The 16,906-nt window shown below is 43.1% G+C and carries 17 protein-coding genes; 7 read left to right on the forward strand and 10 right to left on the reverse strand.

The window, feature by feature from the left end; translation table 11 throughout:
- The first annotated feature begins 150 nt into the window (after positions 1–150).
- Positions 151–1,446: a glycosyltransferase family protein gene (locus ACE1CC_RS34160; protein ID WP_413274949.1), complete on the forward strand. Its 1,296-nt coding sequence runs from the start codon at positions 151–153 to the stop codon at positions 1,444–1,446.
- Positions 1,447–1,474: 28 nt separating this feature from the next.
- Here the strand turns inward: ACE1CC_RS34160 and ACE1CC_RS34165 are convergent, their stop codons facing one another.
- The 5 genes from ACE1CC_RS34165 to ACE1CC_RS34185 form a co-directional block, all read right to left on the reverse strand.
- Positions 1,475–1,855, reverse strand: a complete 381-nt coding sequence (locus tag ACE1CC_RS34165) for a hypothetical protein (protein ID WP_413274887.1) — start codon at positions 1,853–1,855, stop codon at positions 1,475–1,477.
- 105 nt (positions 1,856–1,960) lie between these two features.
- Positions 1,961–2,446 carry a hypothetical protein gene (locus ACE1CC_RS34170; protein ID WP_413274888.1) on the reverse strand — a complete coding sequence of 162 codons (486 nt, stop codon included), beginning with the start codon at positions 2,444–2,446 and terminating at the stop codon, positions 1,961–1,963.
- Between the two features lie 75 nt (positions 2,447–2,521).
- The gene (locus tag ACE1CC_RS34175; protein WP_413274889.1) at positions 2,522–3,304 is read right to left on the reverse strand and encodes a PspA/IM30 family protein; all 783 of its coding nucleotides are present in this window, start codon (positions 3,302–3,304) and stop codon (positions 2,522–2,524) included.
- A gap of 273 nt (positions 3,305–3,577) precedes the next feature.
- Entirely contained in the window at positions 3,578–4,321 is a 744-nt protein-coding gene (locus ACE1CC_RS34180; protein ID WP_459563954.1) for a PspA/IM30 family protein, read from the reverse strand.
- 284 nt (positions 4,322–4,605) lie between these two features.
- The gene (locus tag ACE1CC_RS34185; protein ID WP_413274890.1) at positions 4,606–5,853 is read right to left on the reverse strand and encodes an SPOR domain-containing protein; all 1,248 of its coding nucleotides are present in this window, start codon (positions 5,851–5,853) and stop codon (positions 4,606–4,608) included.
- A 651-nt stretch (positions 5,854–6,504) separates the two neighbouring features.
- Between ACE1CC_RS34185 and ACE1CC_RS34190 the strand changes: the two genes are divergently transcribed.
- Positions 6,505–6,813 carry a hypothetical protein gene (locus ACE1CC_RS34190; RefSeq protein ID WP_413274891.1) on the forward strand — a complete coding sequence of 103 codons (309 nt, stop codon included), beginning with the start codon at positions 6,505–6,507 and terminating at the stop codon, positions 6,811–6,813.
- 410 nt (positions 6,814–7,223) lie between these two features.
- Here the strand turns inward: ACE1CC_RS34190 and ACE1CC_RS34195 are convergent, their stop codons facing one another.
- Positions 7,224–9,434 (reverse strand): DUF4335 domain-containing protein, encoded by a 2,211-nt coding sequence (locus ACE1CC_RS34195; protein ID WP_413274892.1) that lies wholly within the window; start codon positions 9,432–9,434, stop codon positions 7,224–7,226.
- A gap of 85 nt (positions 9,435–9,519) precedes the next feature.
- Complete coding sequence (locus ACE1CC_RS34200) at positions 9,520–10,107, reverse strand: DUF3038 domain-containing protein (RefSeq protein WP_413274893.1); 588 nt, start codon at positions 10,105–10,107, stop codon at positions 9,520–9,522.
- Between the two features lie 314 nt (positions 10,108–10,421).
- Here ACE1CC_RS34200 and ACE1CC_RS34205 point away from each other — a divergent pair, with 314 nt between their 5' ends.
- From ACE1CC_RS34205 to ACE1CC_RS34215, 3 genes are all read left to right on the forward strand, one after another.
- On the forward strand, positions 10,422–12,005 hold the full coding sequence (locus ACE1CC_RS34205; RefSeq protein WP_413274894.1) for a glycoside hydrolase family 57 protein: 1,584 nt from the start codon (positions 10,422–10,424) through the stop codon (positions 12,003–12,005).
- 149 nt (positions 12,006–12,154) lie between these two features.
- Positions 12,155–12,409, forward strand: a complete 255-nt coding sequence (locus ACE1CC_RS34210) for a DUF4258 domain-containing protein (protein ID WP_413274895.1) — start codon at positions 12,155–12,157, stop codon at positions 12,407–12,409.
- 7 nt (positions 12,410–12,416) lie between these two features.
- Positions 12,417–12,635: a DUF2283 domain-containing protein gene (locus tag ACE1CC_RS34215; RefSeq protein ID WP_413274896.1), complete on the forward strand. Its 219-nt coding sequence runs from the start codon at positions 12,417–12,419 to the stop codon at positions 12,633–12,635.
- Between the two features lie 27 nt (positions 12,636–12,662).
- On the opposite strand, the gene ACE1CC_RS34220 is transcribed toward ACE1CC_RS34215, so the two are convergent.
- The 3 genes from ACE1CC_RS34220 to petC all read right to left on the reverse strand — a co-directional run bounded on the left by ACE1CC_RS34220 (position 12,663) and on the right by petC (position 14,634).
- Entirely contained in the window at positions 12,663–12,878 is a 216-nt protein-coding gene (locus ACE1CC_RS34220) for a DUF6887 family protein (protein ID WP_413274897.1), read from the reverse strand.
- Between the two features lie 107 nt (positions 12,879–12,985).
- Positions 12,986–13,975, reverse strand: a complete 990-nt coding sequence (petA, locus tag ACE1CC_RS34225; protein ID WP_413274898.1) for a cytochrome f — start codon at positions 13,973–13,975, stop codon at positions 12,986–12,988.
- 119 nt (positions 13,976–14,094) lie between these two features.
- The gene (gene petC, locus ACE1CC_RS34230; RefSeq protein ID WP_413274899.1) at positions 14,095–14,634 is read right to left on the reverse strand and encodes a cytochrome b6-f complex iron-sulfur subunit; all 540 of its coding nucleotides are present in this window, start codon (positions 14,632–14,634) and stop codon (positions 14,095–14,097) included.
- A 224-nt stretch (positions 14,635–14,858) separates the two neighbouring features.
- Between petC and ACE1CC_RS34235 the strand changes: the two genes are divergently transcribed.
- A complete protein-coding gene (locus ACE1CC_RS34235) occupies positions 14,859–15,176 on the forward strand; it encodes a DUF3067 family protein (RefSeq protein WP_413274900.1) in 318 nt (105 codons plus the stop codon).
- Positions 15,177–15,227: 51 nt separating this feature from the next.
- Complete coding sequence (locus tag ACE1CC_RS34240) at positions 15,228–16,673, forward strand: HlyD family secretion protein (protein WP_413274901.1); 1,446 nt, start codon at positions 15,228–15,230, stop codon at positions 16,671–16,673.
- The last annotated feature ends 233 nt before the right edge of the window (positions 16,674–16,906 follow it).

Raw genomic sequence — 16,906 nt, forward strand, 5'->3', positions numbered from 1 at the left:
TTCATTAGTGTTACAAACTAGGGAAACGGTGCGTTAGGCACGGGAACTTATTTATGGGTTGAAATGCTGAATTTATCGCCCGTGCCTAACACACCCTACATTTAAATAAGATTTTGTTATCACCATAAATCCGGGAGAGCCATAATGTTTATGCAACCATCTGATATTTTAATTCTTTCTAATGGCCCCGGAGAATTAGCTACTTGGGTGCGTCCAGTGGTTAAATCTTTACGGCAAGTTTTGGGGAACGATCGCTCATCATACCGCATCTCCCTAATTTTATCCCCCTGTCCCAACGCCAGCGGCAAAGAAGTCGAAATTGCCGAAAGTTACCCGGAGATCGATCGCATCCAACCCCCCGAACACTTTTTCTCCTTTCTCTTAACAGGTAAAACCGCTCAAAATTGGGATTGGCGAAAAAATGGCGTAGTTCTCTTTTTAGGTGGCGATCAATTCTACACTGTAATTATTGGCAAACGCTTAAATTATCGCACCGTTATTTATGCCGAATGGGACGCACGTTGGCATCAATGGATTGACAGATTTGCCGCCATGACACCTAAAGTTATCGCTAAATCTCCCCAAAAATATGCTGATAAATTTACCGTAGTTGGTGATTTAATGGCAGAAGTTCAGGGAGCAGAGGGGCAGAGGGGCAGTGGGGCAGTGGGGCAGTGGGGCAAGATTGAATTGATTGGGTTGTTGCCAGGGTCGAAGCCTGCTAAATTGGCTCAGGGTGTGCCTTTGGGGTTGGCGATCGCTCAACAAATCCACACCTTAAGACCAACCACCAAATTTATCATCTTTGTTGCTCGAACTTTAGACATTCAAACCTTAGCTAAATTTGCCGATACTCAACAAAATCCTATCATTAAAAAGCTGGGTTGGTCAAGTGCTGAATTAGTCTTTTCTCCAGAATCAAATCAATATTTCCTCAAAACTGAAAGCGGTTTAACTGTAGAATTATGCACTGAATTTCCCGCATATAAATTATTATCCCAATGCCGTCTTTGTCTGACAACTGTCGGAGCAAATACCGCCGAATTAGGTGCTTTAGCCATGCCAATGTTTGTCTTAATTCCCACCCAACAATTAGACGCAATGCGAAGTTGGGATGGTTTACCAGGGTTATTAGCAAATGCCCCAGTTTTAGGTTCAATTTTCGCTCTTATAATTAACTGGTTAGTATTACGAAATAAAAAATTATTTGCTTGGCCTAATATTTGGGCAAAAGCCGAAATTGTTCCAGAATTAGTGGGAAATTTACAACCGGAAACTGTGGCTAAAATGGTGGTAGATTATTTAGAAAACCCAGAAAGATTGCTTGAAATGAGCGATCGCCTCCGAGCCATCCGAGGTCAATCAGGCGCAGCTAACAAAATTGCCCAAATAGTTCAACAAGAGTTAGCAGAAGCCAGAGGCGTACAGGAGAATGGTGAAATTTAACTCTCCTTGTCACCCTGTCACCTTGTCCCTATTTCATCCCATCTCGGCGACCCAATTCATAAATCCCACAACCAACACAAGCCAACATTCCCATACTAATCGCCCAACTGCTACCTAAAGTAAGTTCTACGCCATAATTACAGATTCCACCTGCTACCAAAAAAGGAATAATACTAAAGATAGATGCGTAAAAAGCATTTTGTGATTCTCTAGCTCGACGAGTCTTTTCAAACTCAGCCTCCGAAGTGTAGAGACTGCGTTCAGCAAAATTAAACCAGCGTTTCAATTGATCCATAATCCATTCGCTTAATTGCCAAAAGCCTAAATATAAAGCTAGTGACCATAAACCAGCACCTGCGATCGCAGTAGTATTTACAGAAAAGCTAAACGGAAAAAGATCATTGAGCATAGTACCAACTGCCAAACTGAAAGTGAGAAGGGATTGCTTCAGGGAAATTGAATAATACTCCAAATTGTAACGGAATTTTCCCTAAAATGCTTTACATTAACGCAGCTAATAATTATCTTCCCTAACTAGCATCCTATTTTGTTTTGGACAAAAGACAGCTTGGCGGTTAAATCCCGCTTCCAACTTATTAAGTCTGTAAGCATTTTTTTGACCATCCAAATCTCTCAGTTGTTCAGGATTTAAGTTTTGGTTTTTAGTAGTAGATAAACATTCAGAGGAAAATTTCCATTTCCAATCCGGGAGATTTTTTACCTTTTCAATCAAAGCCTGTGTTTCCTGAGATGTTAACCCTAAAACAATAGAACTATATCCCTTGCCAAAGAAAGTACTTCCAGACTTAATATTTATAACTTTGGCATTTTTCGGCATATCTATTTTTGTAACCTGCTTCACTCGTTCGCTTAGATGATTCCGAATATCAAACTTATTGATTTCATCTAAAAACGGTGTAAACAAAATCGTAGCGATCGCCAAAACAAACAAAATCGCCGCACCAGGGATCAGTAACAAAAATACTTTCAATGGTTTCATAATGCTTCCAGAAATTAAGCCTGGTATAGAAACATTTATCTATCCAGGCTCATGCTATTTAAAAAATTTATTGACTTATAGTTGATCCATTTGTCTTTTTAGTTCTTCCAAATCTTTATCAACTGCCGAATTTGATGGAGTGCTACCAGAAGTAGTGCTAGATTTCGCAGTACCAGGCAAAGCCGCTTGATTCTGAGGAGTACCAGCCAACTGAGCCTTCATTGCCATCAACTCATCGTCAATATCACTACCAGCTTCCAAAGCCGCAAACTGCTGTTCTAAATTGTTACCAGTCAACTCTTGCGCCGACTGAGCACGCGCTTCCATCATCAGCACTTTTTCTTCCATGCGCTCAAAAGCACCCATTGCCGTACTAGTACCTAGCTTACCAACAGCATTTTGGATTTGCTCTTGGGCCTTAGCAGCAGCAATCCGAGACTTGAGCATATCCTTCTTAGTTTTAGCTTCAGAAATTTTGCTTTCCAAAGCAATCAAATTACGCTTGAGGGTATCTACAGTAGTCGTTTGCTGATCTAAAGTACTTTTTAGAGCGGTAGCAGTTTCAGTTTGAGCCTTTTTCCGTTGTAAAGCTTCCCTAGCGAGATTTTCATCACCTTTAGTTAAAGCCAGCTGTGCTCGTTGCTGCCAGTTATTAGCTTCAGTTTGAGCTTGATTATACTGTTGCTGGGTGCGTTTTTGCGTAGCGATCGCCTGAGCAACTGCTTGACGCAACTGCACCAGGTCTTCCTGCATATCAATAATTGACTGTTCGAGAATTTTTTCCGGGTCTTCAGCCTTACTAACTACATCATTAAGATTCGCTCGGACTACTCGGCTAATGCGATCAAACAATCCCATAACTTTACTTTTCCTTTCGGGGTGTACAAGGGGCGATTAAAACAGACTGTTGGCAAGATCCTAACCTGAGCGAGAATTCAGTTGGCTATCTGCCAAATTAATTCAGTCACTAAACAACTATATAAGTTCAAGTGTAAGCCGCTTCTTCCAGGGAATTACACAACAGACTAACATCGCGACTGAAAATAGGCCGCCTTAATTCCAGTGTAACTACTAGAAACAACAAGCTTGTCTGTCCAATTTAGGAATTTTCCAGTCGAGAGCACGTTGTTCTCATTCTGCATCAAAACCTAACTTTTTGGCAGCAGACGACTGACCAGCCCCAGGTAACTGAGTCTCAGAGACACCCGCAATTCTTTGCTTCATTTGAGCCAACTCAGCATCAACATCATTTTCCGCTTCTAAAGCCGCAAACTTATTTTCTAACTCCCGACTTCCCATATTTTCAATTACCTCTGAGCGTGCTTCCAATTGCAGAATCTTCTCCTCCATGCGCTCAAAAGCCTGAAGAGTCCCGCTTGGATTATATCTATCCATTAACTCATTCATTTTCGCCGCTGCTTGGGCCGATCGCGCACGAGCAATATACATATCCTTCCGCATTCTTGCCTCAGCAATCTTACCCTCCAAAGTTCTCAAGTCTTGCTTGAGCTTATTAATAATAGTGTCTAGAGAAGTAAGTTGCCCTTGTAAAGCTTGAACAGTTTCCCAGTAAGATTTACGTTTGACTAAAGCTTCTCTAGCTAATTGTTCACTTCCCTTTTCTAGCGCCAATTGAGCGCGACTATACCAAGAATCAGCATGAGATTGAGCATGATTAACATCCCGTTCCGTGCGTTTTTTAGTCGCAATCGCTGCTGCTACCGCTTGTCTGAGCGCAATCAAATCTTCCTGCATCTCCAGAACCGTCTGTTCTAGAATCTTCTCAGGATCTTCCGTCTTATTAATTAAATCATTGATATTTGCACGAATCACGCGCACGATGCGATCGATCAATCCCATCACCGCTGCTCCCATAAATTCCTAATTCTTATGCTACAAGTCTCAGGGGCTTCAGGGGCAGAGGAACTTCAGGGGCTTCAGGAGCTTCAGGAGCTTCAGGGGCTTCAGGGGCTTCAGGAGCTTCAGGGGCAGAGGAGCGGAGGAGAATTTAAAACTTAAAACTCTCCAACTCTTTCTAACTCAAAACTCAAAACTCAAAACTCTCTCACTCCCCAAACTCTCCCTAACTCAAAACTCAAAACTCAAAACTCAAAACTTCCCCAGTCAAGAGTCAAGAGTCAAGAGTCAAGAGTCCCCGACTAAAGCCGATAGACTCTTGCCGAAATTCCTTGCTTCCGCAAATCCTGCACTTTCTTTTGTGCGGCTTTTTCATCAGGGAATGCAGACAATTGAATTGCTCTACCTTGACTTAGTTGGCGTACCAAAGCCTGTGGCGCAACTTTGCGGGCTTGGGCTAAACTGCGATCGCCACCATAAGACACGATCACCAAAAACTTATTCTCAACCTTCTTCGTAGCAGTAGGATTTTTCAAGGGAGTTTTACTAGTAGCAGCAGCCTTCGGTGAACTCACCACCGAAGGCCCAGTCGTCGGAATCGGTGGTTGTCCTAACTGTGGAGGAAGAATACCCGATTGCACCGCAGGCGGGATCAAAGCCGAAGGTAAATCCAACCTATTAGTAACCGCCGCCGGACTAGGTAACGGCGCAGGAGGATTTACAGGAACTTGAGTTTTTGTTGCTCCCGGTGCCACCTGACTAATAGCAGAACCCCTTGGATTCACCGTACTTAGCGTTTTCAGATTCAATTCCACAAACTCCTGTTCCGCTAAATTAGGCGTATTCGGAATCCCACCAGCATTCAAGCCACCAGAAGCCGCTGTTATAGAAGCATTCTCAGACTGCTTATTTCTAGCTAAATGGCTAATCGTAGCCGGATTCATCGCCACATAACCCAAAGTAGCTGCTCCCACCAACAACAGCAGCATCGAACCAATCCCCAAAGGAGTCATCAGCTTATTATTGGGGGTTGCCGTTGATTCAACAAACTCATCATCATCGAGATTTTTCCGCAGCGCTTCCGACGATTGTAAATACTCATCCGGCAACTGTTTCGCCACCACAGGGTTTCTGTAACCCAGACTAGGACTTGGCAATTCTAGTTTTGCTTCTCCTGCCACAAAAGCTTTTCCATTCAATATAGTTGCAGCAGTAGCAGTTTCCTCGCGATCGGGTAAAGGCGTTGTTTTTACCTCAGCTAAATTATCATTTAATAACGGCTGCGCCACAAACTCTTTTACTGGCAAAGTAGGTACTTGTACCTGGTTTTCCCAAGCAGGAACAGAAATCAAATCCAAACCTTTGTTACCAACATTACTCCTAGTCGCACCTTTCTGACGCACTTGTTTGCTCGCTCGTTTACGGCGGTACTGAGCTATTTCTTCCTCTAGCTGCACATCTAAACAGCTAAGTACACCCTGAACCACCGGAGAGCAAGGTTGGTTCAGGATTGTTTCTGGCAATGGCTCAACAGGTGAAAGCTTACTCATGGCTAAACTTCTTGGGTAGTAAGGACAATTATCGTAGATAAAACTGCTAACTGTTGCTAGTTCAGCTTATACAAGTTAGTTGTAATACTTCTATGACCGCGTGCAGTATGACCTACCTGAATTTTCCTACTTTACACCCACTATAGATAACGTCTCTTACTTAAGTATGATTTTTATTAATCAGAGATTTGCTGTAATTTACAGTAACTTAACTTAAATAGGCTTTTCTGGCCCTGGAAAAGTAGGGAGCAACACACAACTATTCCCCAGTATTTACCCGATCCCCAAATACCATTTCTCATTTTACTAGATAAAGTAACTGAAAAATCTTTCTTCAGCAATATTGCGGGATAAATTTATTTATAAGTGTAATCTCTAGAGTAAAGACATTCAACTATGATAAGACAGCCACTTAAAGTTTGCATTGATCCCGCGTTTGTTCTTATAGAGATTAACCGAGTTCTCACTTACATTATGTATAAGTTTATTAACGTAAAAGTGAAGATAATCTAAAATTTAATTTGTCTTTGGGATCGCTACAACCCAGACAGGATAAATATTTGAAGCCAAATCTTGTCTCCTGGCAATTTGCGATAACTAGATCAGAAATAAAGTTCCGCAGCGATCGCTGCAAAGAAGTAGAGAAATCAGATGGCGCTCAATCCAGTTACTTCAGCCTGTAGGTCTTGTCGGTTTTACACCCCAGAAGGAAGACGTGGTGGAAATTGCCAACAGCTTGGTGTTCCCGTTCGAGGTGGTTGGAAAGCCTGTTCCCTAGCTCTACCTCCCTTCGCCACATCTTGGGAAAGCTTAGAAGAAATCTTCAATTTGCAGAGCGAGGTACTAAAAGTAACAGAGGTCATGCCCATAGAAGCTATTCAACCTTCTGGGCTAGAGGAGGTAGAACCAAGCTATGTTGACAGCTACAAAGCTTCACAGATGGAAACAATGTCTGTTTAACTATCTAACCTGTTTATCGCTTAAGAAATAAAAATTTAGTAAATCACAATTTGTCCTTTAAAGTGCATCTACCGCTCAACAAAACCTACTCAAACCTACTCAAGAGGCGGAAAGGTTAGTCATTCGTAGTGGGTCCGTGCACCACTTTCTTTAAACGGCAAACCCTTTATTCCTTGGTCTAAGACATCAGGAATTACTTTTCTGGTAATATTAAATGACCCATTTACATCGGCATTTAATAATCTACCATTCGCTCTTTGTCTCTACGGCTGGTAATGTTAGCAATGAAACAGTGAAACGCTATATTCAAAACCAGAAATCTTGACAGCGAATAAATTCGCTCATGTCGCATTTCATCCACCAGATAAATCATGGTGGCTTTCATGCTCCCGTGTCATTCTGTAAGGAAATCAATTCAAAGTCTGTAAACGGGTTTCTACCTTACCATTCTTGTGCAGAATCAACAGAATTTCGGGAGTTCTTCCGCCATCAACGGGAGAAACAAAAGGTTCACCCTTCAAAGGTATTTGGGTCCGATCTAAGTAAATTTGTGCTACTTGTCCTCGCGGAGTTACTTGCTTAATCGTACCGTCAGCATTTAGAGCTAAAGTGTACTCAATTTGATCTTGAGTCAAACTAGAAGGTGGTTGCCAGCGTTGCTGAAAAAACTGTCTCGCTTCCGCCACCTGTGGTATTTGATCGAACAGAGAATTACTATTGCTAGCATTCCCAGCAGCGTTATTTTTGGGAGTAGTGTCAGTAGTCAAAGTCGCCATAGTCGAAGCCCCAGAGGTTTCCGTAGCTGTAACTTCCGAATCCTTTTTATCTAATCTTTCCATAGCTTGACCATTTTGCTGTCCTCTGAGTGTATTAGAAAGCATTGGTTCAGCAGTAGAATTTCCCAATTGATGACCTAATCCAGCCAACTGAGGATTTTCCTTTGGCTTTTGCGTTGCGGTGGGAGTAGGCTTCTCCTGAGTCTGAGTATTTGGCTCAGAAGCAGAAGAAAGGGGATTTATAGCTAGTGGTGCAGAAGGTAGGGGAGTTGCAGCTAGTGGTGTAGTCGAAAGGTTGGATAGTACTGGTGATAGTGGGGCTGGTGTTTGTCTGGGAAACATCTGTACAACAGTTGGGCTAGGGGGAGTAGTTCTAGCTTGTGGAGTAGTTCTAGTTTCTGGAGTAGTTCTAGTTTCTGGAGTAGTTCTAGTTTCTGGAGTAGTTCTAGCTTGTGGAGTAGTTCTAGCTTGTGGAGTAGTTCTAGCTTGTGGAGTAGTTCTAGTTTCTGGAGTAGTTCTAGTTTGTGGTGTTACTTGAGCTATTGGTGTGGGATTGACAGATGGTTTTTTGGTGCTAGCTGTTGTGGGAGTGTTATTCACAGGGATACTAATTGTTCCCTGTGATGTAGTAACGGGATTAGGAGGAACGCTGGGTACGCTAGTAGGTGTGCTACCAATGCGATAAGTTCCTAGTGGCAATCCTCCGGGGGGAGTTGGAAGTGCGCTATTATTTCCTGACGGGGATGTAGGAGTGTTAGGAGCTACCGCCACAGGTGGAATTTGAGTAGGAGTACCAGGAGTGTTGTTTCCTAGCGGTGGTGTAGCAGTGGGGTTAGGAGTTTGGTTGCCTAGTAGTCCGGGTGGAGATGGTAGAGTTGGAACAGAAGTTGTAGGTGGAGTTGCTACTCCTGGCGTTGGTGCTGGTAAAGGTGAGGGAACAGCAGCAATTTGTGGTTGTGGTAGTAGCGGATTAGGATTGGTTTGATTTGGGTCGGTTGTAGTTGTAGGGTTAATAACGGCGGGAGTTGCTTCGGGAGTGCGTTTCCCTTGGTCTAGCATTTTGGCAACACCTGCGGTTAAGCCAACTGTTACTGTTACCATTGCAGCAGAAATTGCCCAGTAGGGAGGAAGTTTACGCTCAGAGGTGCGGCGGCTATTGGGTAAACCTTTTTGTTCAGCTTTGTATTCTTCCAGGGCGGTGGCTAAGTCGAATAATTGCAGCAAACTAAGGTTAATTGCTGACCCTGATTCTGGACTAGCTAGAGAACCCAGGAACAAATCGTGGGAAAGTAGATTGCGAGGCTGTAAGTAAATGCCACCGTTTGCTTTCGGGAAATGCAGGTTTTGGGGGGGTAAATTGGTTGTGCTAGAGGTAGTGATTGGTTGATAATTCTCTTGGGTGGGAGGAGACTGGTCTGTTTCGGCTGTTTCGGCTGTTTCTGGTGGTTCGCTGGGGATATCCTGCTGGCTAGAGATGGTGATAATCTCTTTTTCCTCTGGGTTTAACTGAGTTATTTCGCTTTGTGTTTCTGCTTCGGTGGTGGTTGGTGTTTGTTCTTGGGTGGTGAATACTGAGTGCCATCCGGGGAAGTTTTCGGGTTTTTCGATTAAAAAATGCTGGATGTAGGCTTTTACTTCTTGGTGAAGTGTTTCTAATTGGTCTTTGCTGCCATGAATGGTGATTCGCTTTTCTTCAGGTAGTCTTGGATCGTCGAAGTTGAGGGAAAAGTTGAGGTGTTTGTCGGCCGAACGACCAAAAGAGCGAAATAGGGGTGAGCTTTGGGAAACTATTTCTAGGGTGCAGGTGGGTGGGGTGTAGCGTCGCAGAACTGAGTTGGAGGACATAATGGCAATTTTTGAGTTTTGAGGTTTGAGTTTTGAGTTTTGAGTTAATTAGTGAAAACTTAAAAGTTTTGGAGTAAGTGGTTTATTAGCGTGTTTTTTCCAACAGGGAGTACCAGAGGCGCTGATGTCCGCTGGATGTACTGTAGAAAAGTAAATCCATGATTTTTTTAAGTGCTTGTTGAGTTAAGGCATCGGGTGATAATGTCTGTTGGTGTTTCATGCCCTCAGAGTATAGCTTGCTGAAGGTTTTGATGTAGTCGTCTAGCAAACTGGAGGTGTTAAGTTGTCGTTTTTCTTCTGTTAGTTGTTCTAGGAGGGCGACGGCACGACGAATTAGTTCTTGGTGTTGTTTGGCTAGATGGCTGATAATTAAGACTAGCGATCGCAAATCTTCCTCATTCAATCTTTCACTCTCCTCTACCTCAACACTTTCACTCACAGGCTGGTGTCTTGACCACAGGTTAATTCTCTCCTGGGCTGTTGATTGGATATTTAACGCATTTGCTGCTGCCAATATTGCCTGTTCATCAACTCCGGCTAATGCTTCCAAAGCTATAAAAATTTCATCCAGTTGGCTTTTCATGTTGTCCAACTGCACTGGGTCTAATGAGGAAGTTAAGGTTAATTCCTCTCTTTGGCTAACTAGTCTAGGCGATAATCCTTTTAATTGCATAAATTTGCAGTGGGAGACAACATAAGGGAATTTTAATAAAAACTAGAGGGAAGGCAACAGGGCAGGGGTGCTCCAGGTGCAAGAAGGGGCAAGAAGGGGCAAGAAGGCTCTCTAACTCAAAAATCAAAAATCAAAACTCAAAACTCAAAACTCAAAACTCTCCCAGTCCCCAACCCCCCATGAAATCAGCAAATTTTAGCAAAGTTGCGACTACATTTCTCTTCTCTGGCTGGTTTCGACTAAAATCTTAAAATACTGCAAAAGCTTCCCTTTACTGCCGCAGTTTGACCCTATTTCAACACGGCTCATTCACTATGGCTATTGGCTACCTCGCCCTTGTTCTTCATGCCCACTTACCTTTTGTGCGGCACCCTGAGAGTGATTATGTCTTAGAAGAAGAGTGGCTTTATGAAGCCATTACAGAAACTTACATTCCTTTGTTACGCATATTTGAGGGATTAAAACGAGACGGTATTGATTTCAAAATCACGATGACGCTGACACCGCCTCTGGTGTCAATGCTGCGTGACCCTCTGCTACAAGAACGTTACGATCATCACTTAGGCAAATTACAAGAACTGGTCGAAAAGGAAATCGAACATAACCGTCATCACGGTCATCTCCTGTACTTGTCAGAGTTCTACGCTAAGGATTTTCAGAACACTCGCGAGTACTGGGAACGTTATGACGGCGATTTGGTGAAGGCTTTTAAGCAATACCAAGATAGCAATAACTTGGAGATCATCACTTGTGGTGCGACTCACGGCTACTTGCCTTTAATGAATATGTACCCGCAAGCTGTTTGGGCACAAATTAAGGTTGCTTGCGAACATTACGAGGAAAGTTTTGGTCGTCCGGCTAGAGGGATTTGGTTGCCTGAATGTGCTTATTATTATGGTTTGGAGCGAATGCTGGCTGATGCTGGTTTACGCTATTTCATTATTGATGGACACGCGATGCTTTATGGTCGCCCTCGTCCGCGCTTTGGGACTTATACTCCGGTGTTTACGGAGTCGGGTATTGCAGCTTTTGGTCGGGATCATGAGTCTTCACACCAAGTTTGGTCTTCTCAGTTGGGTTATCCCGGCGATCCCGAATATCGAGAATTTTACAAGGATTTAGGTTGGGAGGCGGAATATGAATATATCAAGCCTTACATTATGCCCAATGGTCAACGGAAGAATACGGGGATTAAGTACCATAAAATCACTGGTCGGGGGTTAGGCTTGGGAGAGAAAGCCCTTTACGATCCTTATTGGGCGCGGGAAAAGGCTGCGGAACACGGGGGTAATTTTATGTACAACCGGGAGCAGCAGGTGAGGCATCTATATAATGTGATGCAGAAAAGACCGATCGTACTTTCTCCTTATGATGCCGAATTGTTCGGTCATTGGTGGTATGAAGGGCCTTGGTTTTTAGATTCGCTGTTTCGTAAGTCTTGGCATGAGCAAAGTACATACCAAATGACTCATTTAGCTGATTATCTGCGAAAATATCCGACTCAACAAGTGGTTCGGTTGGCTCAGTCGAGTTGGGGTTATAAGGGTTTCCATGAGTATTGGTTGAATGAAACTAATGCTTGGATTTATCCTTATTTACATAAGGCTGCTGAGAGAATGATTGAGTTGGCTAAGCGGGAACCTGCTGATGAGTTGGAATGGCGGGCTCTAAATCAGGCGGCGCGGGAGTTGTTGTTGGCGCAGTCTTCTGATTGGGCGTTTATTATGCGAACTGGGACGATGGTTCCTTATGCGGTGCGCCGGACGCGATCGCATTTGATGCGCTTTAATAAGCTTTATGATGACATCAATGCTGGGAAAATCGATAGCGGTTGGTTACAAAAAGTTGAGGGAATAGATAATATTTTCCCCAGTATTAACTATCGCACTTATCGATAGATTTAATTGCTGTTTTACGGTTTGCGAATGCTACGACAGGCTACGCCAAAGTGCTTTCTTGACATTTAAAATTTAAGCAATTGGGTTTCTATTTCATTGCCAGAAACCCAATTTTTTATCAGCCGTATCCTAAATATAGATTAACCAAAGTGAAACCCATTAGATTAACTAAACACGCTCAAGAGCAAGCAATTGAAAGAGGTACAAATGAAGCCGAAATTATTGATACCATTGTTACAGGTAATCGCCAACCAGCGAAAAACGGTAGATACAAATATCAAGCCATTTTTCAGTATAATAATGATTGGCAAGGTCAGTTCTACTCTGTAAAGAAAGTAGTACCCATTGTTACCGAAACTGATACTGAGTTAGTGGTTATCACAGTTTATACTTTTTACTTTTGAGGTATTTATGAAAATTAGTTATGATTCAGAAATTGATGCTCTTTACATTAGGCTTGCGGAAGGTGAGCATCAGTGCCGCACTTTACAACTAACTGAAGAAATTGCTTTAAATATTGGTAAAAATGAGTTGTTAGTAGGTATAGAAGTTTTAGATGCTACAAAGGTTTTAGGTGGAGGGAATGTTCCTAATGTAGTTCTAGAAAATATATCTTTTACTGTAGCCTAAATAAAGCGATCGCTCTAATTTTGCCAATCAAGAATTAGAATCAGAATTTTTACGAATACGCTCAACAAACTCAGGATAATTATCTAGATCTTCGGGTGATTCTAATGGTGGCATTTCAATCCAGGTAGCTTCTGCGTGTAGTTTGTCTACATAAGCATAAAACGCTTCTCGATCGTCTCGGTGAGCAAGAACGTAAGCTTGTAAATCTTTCTGACTCATTGCTTTAAAGTTAGGTTTGCTCATCTTACATACCTCTCAATATTAAGTGTAACACTGAAGTCTTTCGATAAAAAAGACGGGCAAATTACCCGCCTTGTTAGTTATTTTCCCAATAGACTCAAAAGCCAAACTTAGAAATTCATTTCTGCGGCTTGTACTTTTTCGATTTGTTTCTTCTTCAAAACGAGGAAAGTTTGGGAAAGCATAATTGCTGCAAAGAAAGCCATTAACCATTTAATGCGATTAGGATCTTGCAACACAATTTCGCCGTCATCTTGACCAAAACCGCCGACGTTGGGATTATTGGTCAAAAGTGCGCCTGCACTTACGGTTTCGCCTTCAGTAACGATTAATTCTGGGCCAGCAGGAATTGTTTCGGTTACAGTTTGACCAGATTCGGTTTTAATGGTTACTTCGTAGCCACCATCTTCAATTGCGGTAATCTTAGAGACTGTGCCTGCAGCCGAAGCATTGTAAGCGTTATTATTGCTCTTATCGCCTGTGGGGTAAACTTGTCCGCGTCCGCGATTTCCGCCTACGTGAACGGCATATTTACCGAAGCGAATGTTTTTGTCAGTTTTCGGATCGGGAGAGAGGACTGGGAAGACAATTTCTTGATATTGATCCCCAGGCAATGGCCCGATGATGACAACGTTTTCTTTGTCTTCGCTGTAGGGTTGATAGTATAGCCCTTCGACTTTTTCCTTCATTTCTTCGGGAATGCGGTCTTCTGGGGCAATTTTGAAGCCTTCAGGTAACATTAACACAGCGCCGACGTTCAAACCGCCTTTAGAACCATCGCTGAGTACTTGTTGTGCTGAGGTGTCGTAGGGGACTTTAACGACTGCTTCAAATACTGTGTCTGGGAGAACGGACTGAGGAACTTCGACTTCTGTGAATTTAGCTGCGAGGTGACAGTTAGCGCAAACAATGCGTCCTGTAGGTTCGCGAGGAGTTTCTGGTGCGGTTTGTTGCGCCCAAAAGGGGTATGCAGCAGCGGATTGAGGTACGACGAGATCGGAGGTGAGGAAAAGTCCTACGGTGGCGATCGCCACTAAGAACAGTTTGGCGATCGCTTTTTGGCTATTCACCAAGGTCGCCGTTAAACAAGCTTTTTTCATCTGTTACAAATAGATCCGTGACAAGCTTTTAATCAATACATTGAAGGCTTCAATTACTAAATTTTAGATTTTTGACTTGCTCAATCAATGGAAAATCCCAAATCTAAAATTTAAAATTTCTATGCCCACCAAGGTTCTTCACCAGTGCGGAAATCGGTTTCTGTCCAAGGTGTAAAGCTAACTTTGTCATCTTCTACAGTGGCGTGAACCAATGCTAGAGACAGAGGTGCAGGGCCTCTGACCACTTTACCAGTGCTGTCATACTGGGAACCATGACAGGGACACTTAAATTTGTTTTCAGCGATATTCCAAGGAACGACGCAGCCTAAGTGGGTGCAGATGGCGTTGATGCCGTAATCTGCGATTTGCTTGTCTTCTGTTACCACAATGTAGGTGGGATCGCCTTTGAGTCCTTGGGCTAAAGAGCGATCGCCTGGATTGCGAGAACTCAGGTATTCGCTAGCGACGATCGAATTGCCCAAAGCATCTTTAGCAATTACACCACCACCAGCACCACTTTTTGTTGGAGGAATAAAGTATTTGACGACTGGATACAGTGCCCCCAAAGCAGTTCCTGTAATAGTGCCGAAAGTTAGAAGATTCATAAACTGACGACGACCCATATCAGGCACGTCAGCAGATCCCGAAATTTGAGCCATAACCTATGCTGGAGTCTGTATCTTTTAATTAACAACCTTGTAGTTCACACCCCAAAACTTTTCAGAATTGGGATGGTGAAGTGTAATTTCCCGTGAGGGCAATCTCCCAAAAATCCTTTGAGAGACTGGTTTACAACTTTCATCTGGTATTATTACATTTTTTGATGCCCCTCTCATAATTTCTTGACATTAACGGATAAAGCCTTTAATTATTAAAGTAGGTCATGACCGGAGCAAATTTACGTCAACTATTGCTGAATAAGTGGGGACGCTCTTACGATATACAATTAAGGCGGACTCAAGGCAAAATTTTTGTCCAAATAATGTGGAAGTATTTAGAGCAAGCTTCCTTCCCCCTAACGGAAGCAGAATACATGGCACGTTTAGATACGGTTGTCAGCTATTTGCTAGCCTGGGGTGCCACGTTACAAGTGCAAGATTTTATTGAACAAACACGCGATCGACCCCGTTTGGGCAAAGCGGTCAGTATTCCGATAGATTTAGGCGAACTTTCTTCAGAGTGGTTGATTGAGGATATGTAATGCTGATTTTTGCCTAATTCCTAGATGTTCATTAGTAGAAGAATGTAAAACATGATACAAAAAATTGATGTACAAGAGTCATTCGCCACACCTGTGAAACCGAAGCAACCGATTCCTTGGCGAAGACTGGCGACGGGTACGATGTTTGTATTGTTGGGATTGGCGGTTGCTAGTATCGGAGTTAGTTTAATTTCCTACCGACTGGCACATTATATTGTCGAAAATGGCTTAATTAATGGTCGGACTACGGAATTACGCTCTCCGATAGATGGCAATGTGAAAGCTTTTTATGCCAGACCGGGTGTATCAGTGCGATCGAGACAAGTATTAGCCCGCATAGGTGTCGATCCTAGTCCTCAGCAAGAACAAATTCGCCTGCAAATCGAACGCACCCAAGAAGAGCAAAAACAACAACAAAATCAGTTTCAGCAAGAACGCTTGCAAATTGAAGGGGAACTACAGACTAACCTCAGCCAATTAGAATCTGCTCAACAAACTCTTGCAATACTGAGAAGTCAATTATTAGACCTAGACCAACAGTATAATTCGTTAGGTAAGGTGAATGTACAACTGGCGGAAAAAGAAGTAGCTCAAGCTAATGCAGCTTTAGAGGCAGCAAAAGCGAAAGCGACAGCGGCTCGTTTAGATTATGAACGCTATACACAGTTAGTCAAAGATGGCATTGTTCCTCAGCAAAAAGTCGATCAACTACGTTTTGCTTGGCAGTCAGTAACCGCCGAAGTTCAACAAGCACAAGCAAATTTGACCGCTGCTAAAGATTCTTTGCAAGCTTTCCAAACAGGCGTAACCTTGAATAACAACAGCACCAGCCTGTTGGATCAGCGCACTAAGTTAATGCAGTTAATCCAGACCCAAACGGTGTTAGTTACTACACTAACAACCCAAGTAGAGAATAGCAGGGAACGACTCAAGCAAACTCAAGCGTTTAAACCAAGTTCAATTCTACAACCAGTCAGCACGACTAGACGTTATTTAGCTAGACAAGATCACGAAGTAGTTGCACCAACTGCGGGAATTGTTTACAGGACCTTTCGCGAAGCCGGAGAACAAATCAATCGCACAGAATCGATCTTGACCATGTTAGACTGCAACGAACTTTGGGTAGAAGCAGTAGTCCCCGCCAACGAAGTCAGCAATTTGCAAATGCAGAAACCCGTTAGCGTAGAAATAGCAGGTTATCCCGAAATTATTGCCGGAGAAATTGACTTAATTCAACCTATTAGCGGTCAAGGTATCGCGCAACAATTACCATCTACTCAAGCGCAAGCTCTCTCACCCAGCGTCCCTCCTAATTTAGCAGGACAGCCTCTAGCAAGAGTCACAGTCAGAATTCCGCCGCCACCGCAATACAGCCAATCTAACCAGTTTTGTGGCGTGGGACAGTTAACTCGTTTAACTTTTCAGAAAAAACCCTTCAATTTACCCAATTGGCAAAGCTTGGGATTAAGTAATTTCCGCTTACCTGGTCAGAATTGATTGAGGACTGGGGAGTAGGGATTGGGGGGATGGGGGGATGGGGGGATGGGGGGCTTACCTCCCCACCGTTTGGCTGACGGCTCACGGAAGTCTCCCTAAGTCCCTATTTCTCTACCTCTGCCTGGGAGCCTTTTCAAATAGAAAAGGGATTCGGTAATCTTACAGATCTGCACAGACTACTGTCTGAGAGCCATCCTTAATAAGCACTTCATCCCTGTATAAACATAGTATTC

The sequence above is a fragment of the Floridaenema aerugineum BLCC-F46 genome (assembly GCF_041929345.1).
GTDB lineage: Bacteria > Cyanobacteriota > Cyanobacteriia > Cyanobacteriales > Aerosakkonemataceae > Floridanema > Floridanema aerugineum.